Raw genomic sequence first — 20,019 nt, 5'->3', positions numbered from 1 at the left:
TCTCAGCATTCGTCCTCGATCGTCCGGTCCCGCCCTGCCAGGATTCCGGCCACCATCTGCGGCACCATGAGGCCCGCCATCAGCGCGATCGGCAGCCCCCAGCCGCCGCTGTGCTGGTGGAGCACGCCGACGAGCAGTGGCCCCGGAATCGAGATCAGATAGCCGGTGGACTGCGCGAAAGCGGACAGCCGGACCACTCCGGCGCCACTGCGGGACCGCATGCCGATCATGGTCAGGGCGAGCGGGAAGGCGCAGTTCGAAATGCCCAGCAGCAGTGCCCAGGCCCAGGCCCCGCCGGCGGGTGCGAGGTACAGGCCCGCGTATCCGATGAGGCCGCAGGAGCCGAGGAGGACGACGATCGGGCCCTGGTTCTTCATGCGGGCGGCGGCCCGGGGGATGACGAAGGCGAGCGGCACACCCATCGCCATGGTCACGGCGAGCAGGACGCCCGCGGTGCCGGCCGAGACCCCGGCGTCGCGGAAGATCTGCGGCATCCATCCCATGGTGATGTACGCGGCGGTGGCCTGCAGGCCGAAGAAGCAGGCGAGGCCCCACGCGGTACGACTACGGACGATCTTGAGTGCCGGGGCTTCCTGATGGTGGGCGGCGGTCCGTCCCGCGGCCCGGCGCCGGTCCCGTACCAGCGGGATCCACGGCAGGACCGCGGCGGCGGCGAGCACGGCCCAGATGCCGAGGCCCGCCCTCCAGCTGCCCCCCAGCGCGTGGGTCATGGGCACGGTCAGGGCGGCGGCGAGCGAGGTGCCGAGGGCCAGGGACATCGAGTAGAGCCCGGTCATGGAGCCGACCCGGTCCGGGAACCAGCGCTTGACGATCACCGGCATCAGGACATTGCTGACGGCGATGCCCATGAGCGCGAGGGCGCTCGCGGCGAGGAAGCCGGCCGTACCGCCGACGAGCGGCCGGATCACCAGACCCGCCGTGATGGCGATCATGCCGGCGCAGACGATCGCACCCGGGCCGAAGCGGCGGGCGAGGCGCGGCGCCATGACGCCGAAGACCGCGAAACAGAGCGGCGGTACGGAGGTGAGGACGCCGGCGACGCTGCCACTCATGTGCAGGCCGCTCTGCACCTCTTCGAGGAGGGCGCCGAGGCTGGTGATGGCGGGGCGGAGATTGAGCGCGGCGAGCACCAGCCCGACGACGACCAGCCGGAGCAGCCACGGCGAGGCCTCGGGGGCGCTCCGCACGGCCTGTGCGGTGTGCGGGGCCGGGGTGTTCGTGGGGGCGTCCACTGCGATGGCGGGGCTCAGGGTCCGGGTCTGCGGCCGGGTCTCGTCGTCGGGCATGGGGTCATCATAGAATCATGGGATGATTGATTGTCCAATCCTTCGCGCTCCGCTCTGAGACCATGCACTCCCGGCGGAATCCCCGGCAACCCCTCCCCCCTCCCGACGCACCGAGCACCGTCACACCGAGCACCCCTCATCACCCAGTGAGCCGAGTCATGACCCGGCGACCCGAGCAAGGAGCACCATGGCGCTGACGTCACCGCGGCGTTCGGCACTCGCCGACCAGGTGATTGCCCAGCTGAGGAATCAGATCACCTCGGGCGAGTGGCCCGTGGGTTCACGCATTCCCACCGAGCCCGAGCTGGTGGAGCAGCTGGGGGTGGCCCGTAACACCGTCCGCGAGGCCGTCCGCGCGCTCGCGCACAACGGCCTGCTCGACATCCGGCAGGGTTCGGGCACCTATGTCGTCGCCACCAGCGAACTGGCCGGGGTGATGCACCGCCGCTTCGCCACTGCCGATCCGCGCCATGTCGCCGAGCTGCGCTCCACCCTGGAGTCGTCGGCCGCGCGACTGGCCGCCGCACGGCGCACCGAGCGGGATCTGAAGCAGATGGACGCGCTCATGGCGCGCCGGGAGGAGACCTGGGCCGCGGGTGACGCCGAGGCGTTCGTCGCGGCCGACGCGACGCTGCATCTGGCCGTGGTCGCGGCCTCCCACAACGATGTGCTGACCGGGCTCTACGCCGACCTGGGCGATCTGCTGCGCGACTACCTCAGGGACGACGTCGGCCATGAGCTGGGGCCGGAGAGCCTCATGGACCACGGCCGGCTGGTCGAGGCGATCCGGGCGGGGGACGCGGAGACGGCGGCGGCCGAGGCCGCGAGTCATGCGCTGAGCTGTCTGGTGGACCGGGTGTGAGGCGTCACGTCCGAACGTGCGGAGAGAACGTCGCAGAAGGCATCAGACGGAACCCTGGACCCGGTGTGTGACCCAGACGGTGCCTATCTCCTTCCAGCAGCGGTCGTCGATCCGTACCGTCTGCCCCGGTCCCACGTCGACCGGGGGTGCGTCCGCGTCCACGTCCCACCAGCGGCGGCACTCGGTGTGCAGCTGCACGCGGTCGGTGGAGGGGTACGGGTTGTGGCAGTGGGCGACGACCCGGGAGCCCTGGACCGAGGTACGGCACTCGGCGCCGGAGGGTTCCGGGGTGGGTGCGGCGGGTGCGCGCGCGCCGGCTCCTGACCGCCCCGCCACGGATATGCCCACCGGGGCGGCGAGCGCGGCGGCGGCCACCGAGCCGGCCAGCAGAATCCGGGTGCGGCGACGTGTGGAGTGCACAGCGACCTCCTCCCCGCAGCCTGACAAGAAGTCCGGTTCCACCACATTCTGCGGTGGATCGACCATCTTTTCGACTTGAGCGGGGCCGGGTACGGACGCACGACGGCCGCGTACCGCCTCCTCGGAAGCGGTACGCGGCCGTGTCAGAGCCTGTGGTGCGCGATCAGGCGCCCATCATGTGCACGCCGCCGTCGACGTGGATGATCTCGCCCGTGGTCTTCGGGAAGAAGTCCGAGAGCAGGGCGACGACACCGCGGCCGGCCGGCTCCGGGTCCGCCATGTTCCAGGACAGCGGGGAGCGGGTGTTCCACACGTCCGCGAGCTCGGAGAAGCCCGGGATGGACTTCGCGGCCATGGAACCGATCGGTCCGGCCGAGATCAGGTTGCAGCGGATGTCGTCCTTGCCCAGGTCGCGGGCGAGGTAACGGGAGGTGGCCTCCAGCGCGGCCTTGGCCGGGCCCATCCAGTCGTACTGCGGCCAGGCGAACTGCGCGTCGAAGGTGAGGCCGACGATCGAGCCGCCCTCGCTCATCAGCGGCTTGCAGGCCATGGCGAGCGACTTCAGCGAGAACGCCGAGACGTGCATCGCGGTGGACACGGACTCGAACGGGGTGTTCAGGAAGTTGCCGCCGAGCGCGTCCTGCGGCGCGAAGCCGATGGAGTGCACGACGCCGTCGAGCGAACCGAGCTCGTCCCGGACCAGGCCCGCGAGGCGGTCCAGGTGCTCACTGTCGGTGACGTCCAGCTCGATGACCTTGGCCGGCTTCGGCAGCTTCTTGGCGATGCGCTCCGTCAGCGTGGGTCGGGGGAAGGCGGTCAGGATGATCTCGGCACCCTGCTCCTGGGCCACCTTGGCGGTGTGGAAGGCGATGGACGACTCCATCAGCACACCGGTGATCAGGATGCGCTTGCCGTCGAGAATTCCGCTCATGGTGATCAGTGACCCATGCCCAATCCGCCGTCAACGGGGATGACGGCTCCAGTGATGTACGACGCGTCGTCGGAAGCGAGGAAGCGCACCGCGGCGGCGATCTCCTCGGGCTGCGCGTAGCGGCCCAGCGGCACCTGGGACACGATGCCCTTGCGCTGCTCCTCGGTGAGCACCTGGGTCATGTCGGTGTCGACGAAACCGGGTGCGACGACGTTGAAGGTGATGTTCCGCGAGCCGAGCTCACGGGCCAGCGACCGGGCGAAGCCGACCAGACCGGCCTTGGAGGCGGCGTAGTTCGCCTGCCCGGCCGAGCCGAGGAGCCCGACGACGGAGGAGATGAGGACCACGCGGCCCTTCTTGGCGCGCAGCATGCCGCGGTTGGCGCGCTTGACGACCCGGAAGGTGCCGGTGAGGTTGGTGTCGAGTACGGACGTGAAGTCCTCCTCGGACATCCGCATCAGCAACTGGTCCTTGGTGATACCGGCGTTGGCGACCAGCACCTCGACGGGACCGTGCTTCTCCTCGATCTCCTTGTAGGCCTGCTCCACCTGTTCGGCGTCCGTGATGTCGCAGCGGACGGCCAGAACGCCCGCCTCGGTGAGGATCTGGGGAGGCTCGCCCGAGCGGTACGTGATCGCGACCTTGTCGCCGTTGTCGGCGAAAGCGCGGGCGATGGCGAGGCCGATGCCCCGGTTTCCTCCGGTGACGAGAACCGAGCGGCTCAACGGATCACCCTTTCGATAGCGGTCTGGTACCTCGAAAACCTATCGGTACCACCCGCTCCGAGAGCAATCGGCCCCTGACAGCGCCTCACGCCGGGCACTGTAGGAACCCCACAGTGTCCGCTTTGGACGAACGTTTCGTGTCAGCGCCGCGTCAGCGGGAGGCCAGGCGCGCCCGGCGGACGGCCCGAAGCTCCCGGCGGGTCCGCACCCCGTCCGACAGGGCGGATGCCGCGCCCCGCGCCGCGCGGCTCGGACGGACGGGACGACCGGAGGACCGGCGGAGGGGCCGACGGACGCAGGCGCACGATCGCCGGCACCCGGTGCGTACAGACCCGCGGGAGCCCGGACGGTGTTCCCGGCGGGCTCCGCCACGCCGAGCCGCGCGGCCGTGTGTGCGCGTCCGGCGAAACCTGTGGCCGATCGGCGTCGGCGCACGGCATTGTTCACTGCGGACACATGCCGAAAAGACGGAGTTCTACATGGCTCATCAGGTCGATCAGTCGTTTCTCGCCCTGCCCCTGCGGGCCCTCGCCGACGCGGCGCTCGCCCGCGCGCGTGCGCTGGGGGCCGTGCACGCCGACTTCCGTTTCGAACGGGTGCGCAGCGCGTCCTGGCGGTTGCGGGACGCCCGGCCCGCCGGGACCTCGGACACCACCGATCTCGGGTACGCGGTGCGCGTGGTGCACGGCGGGGCGTGGGGGTTCGCGTCCGGCGTGGATCTGACGATGGACGCCGCGGCGAAGGTGGCCTCGCAGGCCGTCGCCATGGCGAAGCTGTCGGCGAAGGTGATCGCGGCGGCCGGGTCCGACGAGCGGGTGGAACTGGCGGACGAGCCGGTGCACGGTGAGCGGACCTGGGTCTCCGCCTACGACATCGATCCCTTCGACGTACCGGACGAGGAGAAGGCGGGGCTGCTCGCCGAGTGGAGCAGCCGGCTCCTGGGTGCCGAGGGTGTCGCGCATGTGGACGCCTCCCTGATGACCGTCCACGAGAACAAGTTCTACGCGGACACGGCGGGCACCGTCACCACTCAGCAGCGGGTACGGCTGCATCCGCAGCTCACCGCGACCGCCGTGGACGGGACCACCGGTGAGTTCGACTCGATGCGGACGATCGCCCCGCCGGTGGGCCGCGGCTGGGAGTACCTGACCGGGACCGGCTGGGACTGGGACGACGAGCTGGAGCGGATTCCCGGGCTGCTGGCCGAGAAGATGCGGGCGCCGAGCGTCGAGGCGGGGACGTACGACCTGGTCGTCGACCCGTCCAACCTCTGGCTGACCATCCACGAGTCGATCGGCCACGCCACCGAGCTGGACCGGGCGCTGGGGTACGAGGCGGCGTACGCCGGGACCTCGTTCGCCACCTTCGACCAGCTGGGGAAGCTGGCGTACGGCTCCCCCGTGATGAATGTGACGGGCGACCGCACCGCCGAGCACGGGCTCGCGACCATCGGGTACGACGACGAGGGCGTCGAGGCGCAGTCCTGGGACCTGATCAAGGACGGGACACTGGTCGGGTACCAGCTGGACCGGCGGATCGCGAAGCTGACGGGGCTGGGCCGTTCCAACGGCTGCGCGTACGCGGACTCGCCGGGCCATGTCCCCGTGCAGCGGATGGCCAACGTGTCGCTGCGGCCGGATCCGGGCGGGCTGTCCACGGAGGATCTGATCGGCGGGGTGGAGCGCGGGATCTACGTGGTCGGCGACCGGTCGTGGTCGATCGACATGCAGCGCTACAACTTCCAGTTCACCGGGCAGCGGTTCTTCCGCATCGAGAACGGCAGGCTGGCGGGTCAGCTGCGCGATGTCGCGTACCAGGCGACGACGACGGACTTCTGGGGCTCGATGGAGAAGGTCGGCGGCCCGCAGACGTACGTCCTGGGCGGCGCCTTCAACTGCGGCAAGGCCCAGCCGGGCCAGGTCGCGGCCGTCTCGCACGGCTGCCCCACTGCCCTCTTCCGGGGCGTGAACATCCTCAACACGACGCAGGAGGCCGGGCGATGAGCGGTCACCACGAAACCGGCTGGGGGTCCGGGGGTCGCCCCCCGGGACAGCACAGTCTCAACACGACGCAGGAGGCCGGACGATGAGCCGCGTCAGCAAGCCGCACGAGATCGTCGAGCGGGCGCTCGAACTGTCCACCGCAGACGGCTGCGTGGTCATCGCCGACGAGGAGTCGTCCGCGAATCTGCGCTGGGCCGGCAACGCGCTCACGACGAACGGGGTGACACGGGGGCGGACCCTGACCGTCATCGCCACCGTCGACGGTGCGCAGGGCACCGCGTCCGGTGTGGTGTCCCGGTCCGCGGTCACCGCCGACGACCTGGAACCGCTGGTGCGGGCAGCCGAGGCCGCCGCACGCGGGGCCGGTCCGGCGGAGGACGCGCAGCCGCTGGTCACCGGGGTGCCCGCGTCGCCCGATTTCACGGACGGGCCGGCCGGGACGGGCTCGGAGGTCTTCGCGGAGTTCGCCCCGGCGCTGGGCGACGCCTTCGCCCGTGCCCGGTCCGGCGGCCGGGAGCTGTACGGCTTCGCCCACCACCAGATGACCTCGACGTACCTCGGTACCTCGACGGGGCTGCGGCTGCGACACGATCAGCCGAACGGGACACTGGAACTCAACGCCAAGTCCCCCGACCGGACCCGTTCGACCTGGGCCGGCCGCTCCACGCGCGATTTCAAGGACGTCGACCCCGCCGAGCTCGACGCCGAGCTGGCGCGGCGGCTGCGCTGGGCCGAGCGCCGTATCGAACTGCCCGCCGGGCGGTACGAGACGCTGCTGCCGCCGACCGCCGTGGCCGATCTGCTGGTCTACCAGCTGTGGTCGTCGACGGCGCGGGACGCCGCGGAGGGCCGGACGGTGTTCTCCAGGCCGGGCGGCGGAACCAGGATCGGCGAGACCTTGTCCGAGCTGCCGCTGTCGCTGCGCAGCGACCCGCACGCACCGGGCCTGGAGTCGGCGCCGTTCGTGATCGCCCATGCCTCCGGGGACGGCGCCTCCGTCTTCGACAACGGTCTGCCACTGGCGTCGACCGAGTGGATCCGGGAAGGCCGGCTGGAACATCTGACGACCACCCGGCACACGGCGGGGCTGACCGGGCTGCCGGTGGCGCCGGCGATCGACAACCTGGTGCTCGAAGGCGGGGGCGAGCGGTCCCTGGAGGAGATGGTGGCCGCGACGACCGGCCGCGGGCTGCTGCTGACCTGCATGTGGTACATCCGGGAGGTCGATCCGGCGACGCTGCTGCTGACCGGGCTGACCCGCGACGGGGTGTACCTCGTCGAGGACGGCGAGGTCGTCGGGGAGGTGAACAACTTCCGGTTCAACGAGTCGCCGGTGGACCTGCTGTCGCGGGCCACGGAGGCGGGCCGTACGGAGAAGACGCTGCCGCGCGAGTGGGGCGACTGGTTCACCCGGGCCGCCATGCCCGCGCTGCGGATCCCGGACTTCAACATGAGCTCGGTGAGCCTCGGCGTGTGACCCGCCTAGACTGACTGTTGCCTTTCGACACACGTAGCTGAGGAGACACGGAACCGTGACGGACATCGTCGACGAGCTGAAGTGGCGTGGGCTGTTCGCCCAGTCCACTGACGAGGACGCACTGCGCAAGGCTCTCGCGGACGGTCCCGTCACGTTCTATTGCGGCTACGACCCCACCGCGGCGAGTCTGCACGTCGGTCATCTGGTGCAGGTGCTCACCATGCGCCGGCTCCAGCGAGCCGGTCTGCGTCCGCTCGCCCTGGTGGGCGGCGCCACCGGCCAGATCGGTGACCCGAGGCCGACCGCCGAGCGCACGCTGAACGACCCGGAGACGGTCGCCAACTGGGTGTCGCGGCTGCGGTCCCAGATCGAGCCGTTCCTGTCCTTCGAGGGCGAGAACGCGGCGGTCATGGTCAACAACCTGGACTGGACCGCGGGCATGTCCGCGATCGAGTTCCTCCGGGACATCGGCAAGCACTTCCGCGTCAACAAGATGCTGACCAAGGACTCCATCGCCCGGCGGCTGGAGTCCGACGAGGGCATCAGCTACACCGAGTTCAGCTACCAGCTGCTCCAGAGCATGGACTACCTGGAGCTGTACCGGCGCTACGGCTGCACCCTCCAGCAGGGCGGCAGCGACCAGTGGGGCAACCTCACCGCGGGCCTCGACCTGATCCACCGCCTGGAGCCGGGCGCCGAGGTGCACGCGCTGGCCACACCGCTGATGACGAAGGCGGACGGGACCAAGTTCGGGAAGTCCGAGAGCGGTGCCGTCTGGCTCGACCCGTCGATGACGACGCCGTACGCGTTCTACCAGTTCTGGCTGAACGTGGACGACCGGGACGTCTCCCGCTACATGCGCATCCTCAGCTTCCTCAGCCCCGCGGAGCTGGAGGAGCTGGAGAAGGTCACCGAGGAGCGCCCGCAGGCCCGGACGGCGCAGCGTGCGCTGGCCGAGGAACTGACGACGCTGGTGCACGGCGCCGATCAGTGCGCCGCGGTCATCGCGGCGTCGAAGGCGCTCTTCGGACAGGGTGAGCTGGGCGAGCTGGACGAGGCGACGCTGAGCGCCGCGCTGTCCGAGGTGCCCCACGCACAGGTCACCGAGCTCGGCCCGCTGGTGGACCTCCTCGTGGAGGTCGGCCTGGCGCCGAGCAAGTCGGGGGCCCGCCGCACGGTGAAGGAGGGCGGCGCGTACGTGAACAACGTCAAGGTCACGGACGGCGAGAGCGCGCCGGCCCGCGAGGAACTGCTGCACGGCCGCTGGCTGGTGCTGCGCCGGGGCAAGAAGAACCTCGCCGCCGTCGAGGTCACCGGCTGATCCCGTTGCGAACGCACTGCGGCCGGGCACGCGTGACGCGTGTCCGGCCGCGGTGCGTTCGGCGGTACGTCGTGGCCCGGTGGCCCAGGCGCCCGCTCGGCTCAGGCTCTCTGCTTGGTGCCGCGGAACGACGTCCACAGCATGTCACCGACACCGACGACGACCACCGCGCCGATCAGCTGGAGCAGATGGCGCGTCCAGTCGATGCCCTTGGTGTCGTTGACGCCGATCCAGGTGGCGACGGCATTCCCGAGGACACTGCCCAGGATGCCGAAGACCGTCGTCAACCAGAGTGGGATGTTCTGTTTGCCGGGCAGGATCGCCCTCGCGATCACACCGAGCACCAGACCCACGATGATCGCCCACAACCAGCCCATGTCGCCTCCTCGTGCGACGCGATGTCGCGCATGTGGGCCCAGTCTCCGCCGATGGGCCGTATGCCGCATGCCGGGCACGTCCGTATGTGCGGTGCGCCGCCGATTCGCGCGAATGCGGCGCGCCCCGGTCTCGAAGCCCTCGGACGCCGGGCGTACCGTGGATGCGGTCCGGTCCGGGGAGCGTCCGGCATGTGAACGAGGTCCCTCCGGTCCAGCGGGTGCCGGGGGAAGGGTGGTGGAGACGTGATGCGGAAACAGGGCGGTAGCGAGGTCTTCCGGATCACGGGGGCCCGGCAGGGACTCGCGGACGACGTGCGCGGCAGGCAGCGGCGCTATGTGATCTCGATGTCGGTGCGAACGGTTTCGGTGATCCTGGCCGCCGTGCTCTGGAACGTGGAGCGGTACGTCGCGATCGTGGCACTGGCGCTCGGGGTCCTGCTTCCTTACGTGGCGGTGGTCATCGCCAACGCGGGCCGGGAGAACACCCCTTCGCTTCCGTCGACCTTCGTCCCGGCGCCGATGCGGCCGATGCTCGATGCCGCGCCCGTGTCCGGTGCCGCCGAATCCGGCCCGGAGGCCGACGGGGCCCGTCACGGCGGGGAGACGTCGTGAGCCACGGGCCCTCGGCCTGAGCCACGGGGAGTCGGCTCGGGCAGGAGCACGGTTGAGGCCGCACCGCACCCGGAGCTCGTGAAAACCTCAGATCAATCGTGAAGTTACGGTGCACCGCACCCCCGTCTGCGTGACATACTTCGTAGGCGCTCCGCATCCCCCGTCGGAGCGACGGACCGACGCCGGGCAGCTCCCCCCGTGGCTGCTCGGCGTCGCTTTTTCTCCGGCCGGGGATGCGTTCGGGCCATCCGCCGCGCGGGCCGGCCGGGAGCCGGAACCGGCGCCGGCCCAGGTCCTCTCGTGTGGATCATGCGGGGTCTCCCCCGAACGAAAGATCCAACCAAAGACCCTACGATTGAGCCGTGAACTCCCCTGAATCCGCGGCCGAGAGCGCTGCCGCCGCCCCCGTCTGTTCCGCCAAGGGCTGCCGGACCGACGCCGTGTGGGTGCTGGCCTGGAACAACCCGAAGCTGCACACCCCCGAGCGTCGAAAGACCTGGCTGGCCTGCGAGGAGCACCGGGAGCATCTGTCCTCGTTCCTGGATGTCCGGGGCTTCCTCAAGGATGTCGTGAAGCTGGCGGAGTGGGAGTCCGACCGGCCGGGATCGGGCAGGCCGTAGGAGGGAAGGTCCGGCTGCGCCCGGCACCCCCGGGCCTCGCCGGGTCCGTCCGTCCCCTCCCGGCCCTCGACAGGCTCTCAGCCTCCGATCGCCGACATCGGCCGGTCCGGCTGCAGGAAGGACGGGTCGTCCAGACCGGATCCGGCCTTCTTGCCCCACATCGCCAGCGTCCAGATCCGGGCGATCTCCTCATCCGGCGCGTCGGAGCGCAGGGCGCCGCGCAGATCGGTCTCCTCGCGGGCGAACAGGCAGGTGCGCACCTGCCCGTCGGCGGTCAGTCTGGTGCGGTCGCAGGCCCGGCAGAAGGGGCGGGTGACGGAGGCGATGACACCGACGCGATGGGGTCCGCCGTCGACGAGCCAGCGCTCGGCGGGGGCGGAACCGCGTCGGTCGTCGCCCTCCTCGGTGAGGGTGAAGCGGGTGCGCAGCGACTGGAGTATGTCGCCCGCCGTGATCATGCCGTCGCGCTTCCAGCCGTGCTGTGCGTCGAGCGGCATCTGCTCGATGAAGCGGAGCTCGTAGCCGTGCTCGACGGCCCAGGCCAGCAGGTCGGGGGCCTCGTCGTCGTTGAGTCCCGGCATCAGGACGGCGTTGACCTTGACCGGGGTGAGGCCGGCCTCGTGGGCGGCTTCGAGGCCGGCCAGCACGTCGTGGTGGCGGTCGCGGCGGGTGAGTGTCTTGAAGACCTCGGGGCGCAGGGTGTCCAGCGAGACGTTGACCCGGTCCAGGCCCGCGGCCCGGAGCGCGGCCGCCGTGCGCTTCAGTCCGATGCCGTTGGTGGTGAGCGACATCCTGGGGCGTGGGCTCAGGGCCGCGCACCGCTCGACGATGGAGACCAGGCCGGGACGCAGCAGCGGCTCACCGCCGGTGAAGCGGACGTCGGTGATGCCGAGCCGGGTGACGGCGATGCCCACCAGCCGGACGATCTCGTCGTCGCTCAGCAGGTCGGGCTTGGCCAGCCATTGCAGGCCTTCCTCCGGCATGCAGTACGTGCATCGCAGATTGCACCGGTCGGTCAGCGACACGCGCAGGTCGGTGGCGACCCGATCGTAGGTGTCGATGAGCATGTGGGCCCCCTCCCCCGGTTGCTGTCCGGCCGCCGTGTCCGGCACGTCCGGTCTTCCCGCTCGCCCGCCGGGTCGGATGTCCCGGTCGGCTTTCGGCTGACCTTTTCGAGACTACGCGAGACCGGTGACATCGGAGGGGGCCCGTATGACACGAGGAGTGGCACGGCCGTGTCGTAGGACTCTACGACACGGCCGCGGATCGGGGTGCGCCCCGGCGCGGACCTCGCGCCGGGTTCCGCCCCGGTCAGTGCGCCCCGACTCCGGTGAGGGACTTGACCTCCAGTTCGGCGTACTTGCCCTTGTCCGGTTCCTCCTTCGAGAGGAGGGAGCCGATCCAGCCGAGCAGGAAGCCCAGCGGGATGGAGATCAGTCCCGGGTTCTCCAGCGGGAACCAGGCGAAGTCGACGCCCTTGAACATCGAGGTCTTCGGGTTTCCGGAGACGACGGGCGAGAACAGCACCAGGATCACGGACGCGGCCAGGCCGCCGTAGATCGACCACAGCGCGCCCTGGGTGGTGAAGCGCTTCCAGAAGAGGCTGTAGAGGATCGTCGGCAGGTTCGCGGAGGCGGCGACGGCGAAGGCGAGCGCCACCAGTCCGGCGACGTTCATGTCGCGCGCGAAGGCGCCGAGGACGATGGCGACCGCGCCGATGAGGACGGTGGCCCAGCGGGCGGCGCGCATCTCCTCCTTCTCGGTGGCCTTCCCCTTGCGGATGACGTTGGCGTAGATGTCGTGCGCGAAGGAGGACGAGGAGGCGAGGGTGAGGCCCGCGACGACGGCGAGGATGGTGGCGAAGGCGACGGCCGAGATCACGGCCAGCAGCACGGCGCCGCCCGTGGAGCCGACCCCGCCGAGGTACTCGGCGAGCTGCGGGGCGGCCGCGTTTCCGGCCGGGTTCTTCGCCTTGATCTCGTCCGGGCCGATCAGGGCCGCGGCGCCGAAGCCGAGCGCGATCGTCATCAGGTAGAAGGCGCCGATGATGCCGATGGCCCAGTTGACCGACTTACGGGCGGCCTTCGCGGTCGGCACCGTGTAGAAGCGGATCAGGATGTGCGGCAGACCGGCGGTGCCGAGGACCAGCGCGATGCCGAGGGAGAGGAAGTCCAGCTTCGAGGTGCCGGTCGCGCCGTACTTGAGTCCGGGCTCCAGGAACGCCGCTCCGTGACCGCTCTTCGCGGCGGCCGTGCCCAGCAGGTCGGAGACGTTGAAGTCGAACTTCAGCAGCACCAGGAAGGTCATCAGGAGCGCACCCGCGATGAGCAGCACGGCCTTGACCATCTGGACCCAGGTGGTGCCCTTCATGCCACCGATGGTGACGTACACGATCATCAGCACGCCGACCAGCGCGACGATGAGGATCTTGCCCGCGTCGCTGGTGATGCCGAGGAGCAGGGAGACCAGGACGCCCGCACCCGCCATCTGCGCCAGCAGATAGAAGATCGAGACCACGATGGTGGAGACGCCCGAGGCGGTACGGATCGGGCGCTGACGCATCCGGTAGGCGAGGACATCGCCCATCGTGTAGCGGCCCGAGTTGCGCAGCGGCTCGGCGACCAGCAGCAGGGCCACCAGCCAGGCGACGAGGAAGCCGATGGAGTACAGGAAGCCGTCGTAGCCGAAGAGGGCGATGGCTCCGGCGATCCCGAGGAACGAGGCCGCCGACATGTAGTCGCCGGAGACCGCGAGTCCGTTCTGGAAAGCGGTGAACTGCCGGCCGCCGGCGTAGAAGTCGGAGGCACTCTTGGTCTGCCGGCCCGCCCAGACGGTGATGCCCAGCGTCGCGGCGACGAACACGGCGAAGAGCGTGATGATCAGCGGCCGGTGCTCGGTGGTCGAGGAGGCGGCCAACTGGAGGGCGGGGTGCGAGTGGTACACGGCGCTCATGCGTCGGCCTCCATACGGGACTTGATGGCCTCGGCCCTCGGGTCGAGCTTCGCGGCCGCGTGGCGCGAGTAGAACCAGGCGATGAGGAACGTGGTGACGAACTGGGCGAGGCCGAAGACGAAGGCCACGTTGATGTTGGCGTAGACCTTGGTGCCCATGAAGCCGCCCGCGTAGTTGGACAGCAGCACGTACAGCAGGTACCAGAGGACGAAGGCGATGGTCAGCGGGAAGGCGAACGAGCGGTGCGCGTGACGCAGTTCGCCGAATTCCGCGCTCTCCTGCGTCGCGACGAACGCCTCGGTCGTGGGCTGGGCAGTGCGGGTGTCCGTACTGACCTCGGGCGGCGGTGCATCGGTAGTCACGGAATCTCCTCGCGACGCGGGTGCGGTGGTGGGGACGGTGGACTTCATTGCGGAACCTCGATGGCCGGGGACGATGGTGCGCTTCCCCTGACAACGGCACGGACGGCGCGGCGAAGCGGTTCACCGCACAACCGCACTTCTCCGACCGGCCGCTGCGCGGCCACCCGGCCCCACCCGACGCCGCACCTTTTCGAACAAGTCCTTCGAATTCATTGATGACAACTCATTGATCAGCAAGGATGATCAGCGATAGCTTCACTCGTCATGTACGCGACTGGGCACACACCGTGTCCGGTCGCCCGGCACGGATGATGTGGAGACCCCATGGCTCATCTGGGATCCAGACGGACGCGCGCACTGACGCTGCCCGTCGGATTGGCACTCACGGCCTCGCTCGGCTTCCTGCCGACGGGGGCCGCCTCTGCCGCACCAGTGGACGCGCAGCCCTCGGCGACGGTTTCGGCGGACGGCCCGAAGCTCTCGTACGTGGTCAACACGTGGAGCAACCACGGGACCATCAAGCAGGTGAAGAAGGCGATCGCCGAGGCCGGCGGCACGGTGGTGGTCGCCTACGAACAGATCGGTGTCATCGTCGTCCACTCCCAGAACCCGGACTTCGCGAAGTCGATCCGCCGGGTCAAGGGCGTCGATTCGGCGGGGGCCACCCGCACCAACCCGATCGTCCCGCAGGCCACCACGGACATCGGGGCCGAGCAGCCGCTCACCGCCGAGCAGGCGCGGAGAGCTGCGGCGGAGGCGACGGCGGACCAGGATCCGATGGAGCCCCTGCAGTGGGACCTGCCCGCCATCAAGGCGGACCAGGCGCACCAGGAGACGCTGGGCAGCAGCAAGGTCACGGTCGGTGTCATCGACACGGGTGTCGATGACACCCACCCGGACCTCGCGCCGAACTTCTCCCGCGCGGCCTCGGCGAACTGCGTGTCCGGGGCGCCGGACACGACGGACGGTTCCTGGCGTCCGAAGGCCGGTGAGAGCGACCACGGCACGCACGTCGCGGGCACCGTCGCCGCCGCGAAGAACGGCATCGGGGTCACGGGGGTCGCCCCGGGCGTGAAGGTCGCCGGGATCAAGGTGGCGAACCCGGACGGCTTCTTCTACACCGAGTCGATCGTCTGCGCCTTCGTCTGGGCCGGCGAGCACGGCGTCGACGTCACCAACAACAGCTATTACACCGACCCGTGGATGTTCAACTGCAAGGACGACCTCGACCAGGGCGCCCTGGTCGAGGCCGTCGCCCGCGCCACCCGGTACGCGGAGCAGAAGGGCACCGTGAACATCGCCTCGGCCGGCAACAGCCGATTCGACCTGGCGTCCGGCGCGATCGACGACACGACCAGCCCCAACGACACCACGGCCGTGAAGCGGACGATCGACCCGCGCGAGTGCCTCGACATACCGGCGATGCTGCCGGGCGTCGTGACCGTCTCCGCGACCGGCGCCAAGGGACTGAAGTCCTCGTACTCGAACTACGGGAACGGTGTCATCGACGTGGCCGCCCCGGGCGGGGACTCGACGGTCTACCAGGCGCCCGCACCGCCCGCCACGAACGGTGCGATCCTGTCCACTCTGCCGGGCGGCAACTACGGCTACAAGAACGGTACGTCGATGGCCTCCCCGCACGTCGCGGGAGTCGCGGCCCTGATCAAGTCGACGCACCCGCACGCCTCGGCGGCCCGGGTGAAGGCGCTGCTGCTGGCCGAGGCCGACGCCACCGAGTGCGGCGCTCCGTACGACATCAACGGCGACGGCAAGATCGACGCCGTCTGCGAGGGCGACAAGAACCGCAACGGCTTCTACGGGGCCGGTGTGGTGAACGCGCTGAACGCGGTCCGCCGGTAGGAACGCGACGCAGTGGGCGGGGCCGGAGTCACCGGCCCCGCCCGCCGTCCTTTCGCGGCCCCGTACCACGCCCGCCCGGCGCCCCCCTTTTCCGACGGTGGCACTCAGTGCCATAGTGCGGGCATGACTCATGCGCACCTGTCCGGCACGGAGCAGGCCTGGGCGTCTCTCGGCGGTGATCCCGCGCTCCTCGCCCGCATCGGGACGGATGGCCCCGAGGGCCTGCTGCCCTCCCGACTGCCCGTCATGGAGCTGGCACGTTCGACGGTCGCGGTCTGCTCCCTGGCCGCCGCCGAACTGGCCGCCCGCCGCACCGGGAGCCCGGTGCCCCGGGTGCACGTCGACGACGGCGCGGTGGCCACGGCGTTCACCAGCGAGCGCCATCTGAGGATCGACGGTCGCGCTCCGACGAACTTCGCCCCGATGTCCCGGTTCTGGCGCACGGCGGACGGCTGGGTCCGTACACATGCCAACTACCCGCACCATCGCGCCCGGCTGCTCGCCACGCTGGGACTGCCGGCGAACACCTCGGACGACCTCGCCGTGGCAGCCGTCGCCGCCTCGTTCGCCGGGCGGCGAAGCGACGAGATCGAGCAGACCGTGTACGCCGCGGGCGGCCTGGCCGTCGCGGCCCGTACGCCCGGGGAGTGGTCGGCCGATCCTCGGGGCGCCGCGGTCGCGGGCACCCCGCTGGTGACCGGCGACCGTATCGGCGGCGCGCCGGTCCGCCGGACGGCGGTGCCGGACGGCACGCCACTGCTGCCCGCCGCCGGGATGCGCGTACTGGACCTCACCCGGGTCATCGCGGGACCCGTCGCCACCCGCACGCTCGCGCTGCTCGGCGCGGACGTCCTGCGGATCGACTCACCGCAGCTCCCGGAGAGCCAGGACGCACACAGCGACACCGGTTTCGGGAAGCGGTCGGTGACCCTGGACCTCGGCAGCCGCTCCGGCGGGGCCGTGTTCGACGAGCTGCTGGCCGAGGCGGACGTCGTCGTCACCGGCTACCGGCCCGGTGCGGTCGAGCGGTTCGGTCTGACCCCGGAATCCCTGGCCGCGCGCAGGCCGGGACTGGTGATCGGGCGGCTCTCGGCCTGGGGCCCCGGTCCGTGGGCCCGGCGGCGCGGCTTCGACAGTCTGGTGCAGGTGGCCACCGGCATCGCCTCGGTCGAGGCCGCGGCGGGAGCGGAGCACCCGCCCGGCGCGCTGCCCGCCCAGGCACTCGACCACGGCACGGGCTATCTGCTGGCCGCCGCCGTGCTGCGCGCGCTGACCGAGCAGCACGACGAGGGTGGCTCCCGGCTGGTCACGCTCTCGCTCGCCCGTACCGCCGCGTGGCTGCTCGACGAGCTGCCCGTCCGTCGGGAAGCGGGGGCCACGGGTGCGTCGTACGACCCTCAGAAATGGCTCACGGAGACGGCCGGCCCGCTCGGCCGGCTGCGTCACGCCCTGCCGCCGGTCGCCTTCGACGGTTCGCCCACCGACTGGTCGCGCCCGCCCGGCCCGCTGGGGGCGGACGCGGCCGCCTGGCTCACGGCTTGATGAGCACCTTCAGCGCCGTGCGCTCGTCCATCGCCTTGTAGCCGGCGGGGACGTCGTCGAGACCGATGGTCAGGTCGAAGACGGGCGACGGGTCGATCGTGCCGGACAGCACGTCGGGGAGCAGCTCCGGAATGTAGGCGCGCACGGGTGCGACGCCGCCGCGCAGGGCGATGTTCCGGTCGAACATGACGCCGAGGTCCAGGCCGGTGCCGCTGCCGTGCGGTACACCGACGTAGCCGATGGCACCGCCGTCACGGGTGATCCCGACGGCGGTGCGCATCGACTGCTCGGTGCCGACGGCCTCGATCACCGCGTGGGCCCCCTCGCCGCCGAGCAGTTCCCGTACGGCTTCGACGGCCGCCTCGCCGCGCTCGGCGACGACGTCCGTGGCGCCGAAGGCTCGGGCGATGTCCGTACGCGCCCGGTGGCGGCCGAGCGCGATGATCCGCTCGGCGCCGAGCCGCTTGGCGGCCAGGACTCCGCACAGTCCGACCGCTCCGTCACCGACGACCGCGACCGTGCTGCCGGTCTTCACGCCCGCGCCGACGGCGGCGTGGTGTCCGGTGCCCAGCACGTCGGACAGGGCCAGCAGCGCGGTGAGCAGACGGTCGTCGGAAGCCGCGGCCGCGGGGAGCTTGACCAGCGTGCCGTCGGCGAACGGGACGCGGACGGCCTCGCCCTGCCCGCCGTCGGAGCCGACGGAGCCCCAGAAGCCGCCCTGCGGGCAGGAGGTGGTCAGGCCCTCCGCGCAGTACGCGCAGGTGCCGTCGGACCAGACGAAGGGCGCGACGACGAGGTCACCGACGGCGAAGCCGGCCACCTCGGAGCCCGCCTCCTCGACGATCCCGAGGAACTCGTGCCCGATCCGCTGGCCGGGCTGCCGGGCGGCCTCGCCGCGGTAGGCCCACAGGTCGCTGCCGCAGATGCAGGCCCGCAAGACCCGCAGGACCACATCGGTGGGCTGCTGGACCGACGGGTCCGGCACTTCCTGCACACGTATGTCGTGGGGGGCGTGGATGACGGTGGCGCGCATGCGTGGGGGTCCTTGCCGATCTCAGATGCTGATACTCCGTTCACGGTACGCCCCGGGGGTGGCGCCGGCCCACTTCGCACCGGGTGCCAGCACTCCGGCGGTCAGCAGGAACTGCGCGGCGATGTAGGTGAGCATGATCCAGAAGTCGGGGGCGGGCAGCTGGGGCCAGTCGGCGACGCCGGTGCCGATGAGCGCGTCGGAGAGCAGGAAGAGCGCCCCGCCGACGGCCGCGTACCGGCCCCGGGTGCCGGCCCGGTAGGCCATGGCCGTGAGCAGCAGGCTGTAGCCGGTCATCGGGATCCGCATGTCCGCCGGCAATCCGCTCCAGAGCAGCGCGACGACGGTGACCAGGACGGCCGCGTACACCGCCCCGACGGCCGGGGAGCTCCGGGCACGTCCGAAGAGCAGGAGGTAGCAGACGTGCCCTGCGGCGAACGAACCCATCCCGATGAGGAAGGTGACGTCGGCGTCGGGCAGCAGGAGCGTGTCGCCGCCCCAGCCGAACAGGAGTGCCGCAATGAGCAGCCGGGGGCCGCGCCGGGCGGCGGCGTACCCGGCCAGCAGCGGCATCAGCAGGGGCTTCGCGACGAGGTGGGCGACCGGGACGTCGGCGAGCACGCCGAACAGGTCGACGACGGCGGCCAGAAGGAAGGCGACGAGCAGCGGTCGTACGAGACGTTCGCGCCGGTCCGGGACGAGGTCGGCGCTCATCCGATCCGCTCCTGGGCGGGGAGCGGCGCGGGTGCGGCCGCTGTGGACGGCTGCCAGCCGGGGCCGCGGAAGATCCGCCCGGCGCGCTCGCTCCAACTGCCCGCCGCGCGCACGTCGCGGGCTATCGCGGCGTACTCGTGGGTGGCGACGCGGAGCGGGTTGAACGTGTCGATGTTCTTGGTGAGTCCGAACACGGGCCGCTCCGTCTCGGCGGTGAAGGACCCGAAGAGACGGTCCCACACGATCAGGATGCCGCCGAAGTTCCGGTCCAGGTAGCCGCCCTGCGACGCGTGGTGCACCCGGTGGTGGGACGGCGTGTTCAGTACGAACTCGAAGGGCCGGGGGAGCTTGCCGACGCGCTCCGTGTGCACCCAGAACTGGTAGACGAGGTTCGCCGACGAGCAGAACGCCAGCGCGGCGGGGTGGACCCCGCAGGCGATGAGCGGCACGTAGAACGGCCAGACGGTCAGCGATGTCCAGGGCTGGCGCAGCGCGGTGGAGAGGTTGAACTTCCGGCTGGAGTGGTGGACCACGTGGCAGGCCCAGAGGATCCGGACGACGTGGTGTCCCCGGTGGGACCAGTAGTAGAAGAAGTCCTGCGCGAGCAGCATCAGCAGGACGGTCCACCACAGGACGGGGACGCGGAGCGGGGTCAACTCGTAGACGGCGGTGTAGACGGCGACGATGGGCACTTTCCACAGCAGGTCGAAGACCAGGCTGCCGAGCCCCATCGTGATGCTGGTGGCGGCGTCCTTCGCCTCGTATCCGGCGGCTTCCTCATCGGGATGGAAGTGATGGAGTGCCATTTCGAGGACGGTGAGCAGCACGAAGGCCGGTATGGACCAGAGCACGACATCGGGCAGGTTCGGCGGCATGCCAGCACCGTAAAGCCGCAGGTCGGCTG

Annotated in this window: 19 protein-coding genes; 8 read left to right on the top strand and 11 right to left on the bottom strand. The window is 70.7% G+C overall.

Going from position 1 to position 20,019, the window contains the following annotated elements:
• Positions 1-2: 2 nt before the first annotated feature.
• Entirely contained in the window at positions 3-1,307 is a 1,305-nt protein-coding gene (locus ACIRP2_RS06475) for a CynX/NimT family MFS transporter (RefSeq protein ID WP_404247071.1), read from the bottom strand.
• Positions 1,308-1,494: 187 nt separating this feature from the next.
• Here ACIRP2_RS06475 and ACIRP2_RS06470 point away from each other — a divergent pair, with 187 nt between their 5' ends.
• Positions 1,495-2,169 carry a FadR/GntR family transcriptional regulator gene (locus tag ACIRP2_RS06470; protein ID WP_376275495.1) on the top strand — a complete coding sequence of 225 codons (675 nt, stop codon included), beginning with the start codon at positions 1,495-1,497 and terminating at the stop codon, positions 2,167-2,169.
• A gap of 42 nt (positions 2,170-2,211) precedes the next feature.
• Here the strand turns inward: ACIRP2_RS06470 and ACIRP2_RS06465 are convergent, their stop codons facing one another.
• The 3 genes from ACIRP2_RS06465 to fabG form a co-directional block, all read right to left on the bottom strand.
• Positions 2,212-2,589, bottom strand: coding sequence for a hypothetical protein (locus tag ACIRP2_RS06465; RefSeq protein WP_404247069.1), 378 nt, complete (start codon positions 2,587-2,589; stop codon positions 2,212-2,214).
• A gap of 163 nt (positions 2,590-2,752) precedes the next feature.
• Positions 2,753-3,520 (bottom strand): enoyl-ACP reductase FabI, encoded by a 768-nt coding sequence (gene fabI, locus ACIRP2_RS06460; protein WP_351083717.1) that lies wholly within the window; start codon positions 3,518-3,520, stop codon positions 2,753-2,755.
• A gap of 5 nt (positions 3,521-3,525) precedes the next feature.
• Positions 3,526-4,245 carry a 3-oxoacyl-[acyl-carrier-protein] reductase gene (gene fabG, locus ACIRP2_RS06455; protein ID WP_351083715.1) on the bottom strand — a complete coding sequence of 240 codons (720 nt, stop codon included), beginning with the start codon at positions 4,243-4,245 and terminating at the stop codon, positions 3,526-3,528.
• Positions 4,246-4,724: 479 nt separating this feature from the next.
• Here fabG and ACIRP2_RS06450 point away from each other — a divergent pair, with 479 nt between their 5' ends.
• From ACIRP2_RS06450 to tyrS, 3 genes are all read left to right on the top strand, one after another.
• A complete protein-coding gene (locus ACIRP2_RS06450) occupies positions 4,725-6,248 on the top strand; it encodes a TldD/PmbA family protein (protein ID WP_404247066.1) in 1,524 nt (507 codons plus the stop codon).
• Between the two features lie 82 nt (positions 6,249-6,330).
• Positions 6,331-7,725, top strand: a complete 1,395-nt coding sequence (locus ACIRP2_RS06445; protein ID WP_404247064.1) for a metallopeptidase TldD-related protein — start codon at positions 6,331-6,333, stop codon at positions 7,723-7,725.
• A 55-nt stretch (positions 7,726-7,780) separates the two neighbouring features.
• Positions 7,781-9,046: a tyrosine--tRNA ligase gene (tyrS, locus tag ACIRP2_RS06440; RefSeq protein WP_404247062.1), complete on the top strand. Its 1,266-nt coding sequence runs from the start codon at positions 7,781-7,783 to the stop codon at positions 9,044-9,046.
• A gap of 101 nt (positions 9,047-9,147) precedes the next feature.
• Here the strand turns inward: tyrS and ACIRP2_RS06435 are convergent, their stop codons facing one another.
• Positions 9,148-9,423, bottom strand: coding sequence for a GlsB/YeaQ/YmgE family stress response membrane protein (locus tag ACIRP2_RS06435; RefSeq protein WP_402284655.1), 276 nt, complete (start codon positions 9,421-9,423; stop codon positions 9,148-9,150).
• 246 nt (positions 9,424-9,669) lie between these two features.
• Between ACIRP2_RS06435 and ACIRP2_RS06430 the strand changes: the two genes are divergently transcribed.
• Both ACIRP2_RS06430 and ACIRP2_RS06425 read left to right on the top strand, forming a co-directional pair.
• On the top strand, positions 9,670-10,035 hold the full coding sequence (locus ACIRP2_RS06430) for a DUF3099 domain-containing protein (RefSeq protein WP_404247060.1): 366 nt from the start codon (positions 9,670-9,672) through the stop codon (positions 10,033-10,035).
• A gap of 362 nt (positions 10,036-10,397) precedes the next feature.
• A complete protein-coding gene (locus ACIRP2_RS06425; RefSeq protein WP_404247058.1) occupies positions 10,398-10,655 on the top strand; it encodes a hypothetical protein in 258 nt (85 codons plus the stop codon).
• Positions 10,656-10,732: 77 nt separating this feature from the next.
• Here the strand turns inward: ACIRP2_RS06425 and moaA are convergent, their stop codons facing one another.
• The 3 genes from moaA to ACIRP2_RS06410 all read right to left on the bottom strand — a co-directional run bounded on the left by moaA (position 10,733) and on the right by ACIRP2_RS06410 (position 13,969).
• Entirely contained in the window at positions 10,733-11,722 is a 990-nt protein-coding gene (gene moaA / locus ACIRP2_RS06420; protein ID WP_404247056.1) for a GTP 3',8-cyclase MoaA, read from the bottom strand.
• Positions 11,723-11,966: 244 nt separating this feature from the next.
• On the bottom strand, positions 11,967-13,607 hold the full coding sequence (locus ACIRP2_RS06415; protein ID WP_404247054.1) for a cation acetate symporter: 1,641 nt from the start codon (positions 13,605-13,607) through the stop codon (positions 11,967-11,969).
• Positions 13,604-13,969: a DUF485 domain-containing protein gene (locus ACIRP2_RS06410; protein WP_404247052.1), complete on the bottom strand. Its 366-nt coding sequence runs from the start codon at positions 13,967-13,969 to the stop codon at positions 13,604-13,606. The genes ACIRP2_RS06415 and ACIRP2_RS06410 overlap by 4 nt, the downstream gene beginning before the upstream one ends.
• 324 nt (positions 13,970-14,293) lie before the next feature.
• Between ACIRP2_RS06410 and ACIRP2_RS06405 the strand changes: the two genes are divergently transcribed.
• Entirely contained in the window at positions 14,294-15,829 is a 1,536-nt protein-coding gene (locus ACIRP2_RS06405) for a S8 family peptidase (protein WP_404247050.1), read from the top strand.
• 123 nt (positions 15,830-15,952) lie between these two features.
• Positions 15,953-17,371: a CoA transferase gene (locus tag ACIRP2_RS06400; protein WP_404247048.1), complete on the top strand. Its 1,419-nt coding sequence runs from the start codon at positions 15,953-15,955 to the stop codon at positions 17,369-17,371.
• On the opposite strand, the gene ACIRP2_RS06395 is transcribed toward ACIRP2_RS06400, so the two are convergent.
• The 3 genes from ACIRP2_RS06395 to ACIRP2_RS06385 are packed head-to-tail and all read right to left on the bottom strand — an operon-like array spanning position 17,361 to position 19,990.
• Complete coding sequence (locus ACIRP2_RS06395; protein WP_404247046.1) at positions 17,361-18,404, bottom strand: zinc-dependent alcohol dehydrogenase family protein; 1,044 nt, start codon at positions 18,402-18,404, stop codon at positions 17,361-17,363. The genes ACIRP2_RS06400 and ACIRP2_RS06395 overlap by 11 nt on opposite strands.
• A 21-nt stretch (positions 18,405-18,425) precedes the next feature.
• Positions 18,426-19,115 carry a lysoplasmalogenase gene (locus ACIRP2_RS06390; RefSeq protein ID WP_404247044.1) on the bottom strand — a complete coding sequence of 230 codons (690 nt, stop codon included), beginning with the start codon at positions 19,113-19,115 and terminating at the stop codon, positions 18,426-18,428.
• Positions 19,112-19,990: a sterol desaturase family protein gene (locus ACIRP2_RS06385; RefSeq protein WP_404247042.1), complete on the bottom strand. Its 879-nt coding sequence runs from the start codon at positions 19,988-19,990 to the stop codon at positions 19,112-19,114. Before ACIRP2_RS06385 ends, ACIRP2_RS06390 begins: the two co-directional genes overlap by 4 nt.
• Between the last annotated feature and the right edge of the window lie 29 nt (positions 19,991-20,019).

The organism is Streptomyces sp. NPDC101194 (assembly GCF_044767885.1).
Taxonomy (GTDB): domain Bacteria; phylum Actinomycetota; class Actinomycetes; order Streptomycetales; family Streptomycetaceae; genus Streptomyces.
Note: the sequence above shows the minus strand (reverse complement) of the source record. Positions and strands in the feature narration are given on the sequence as shown.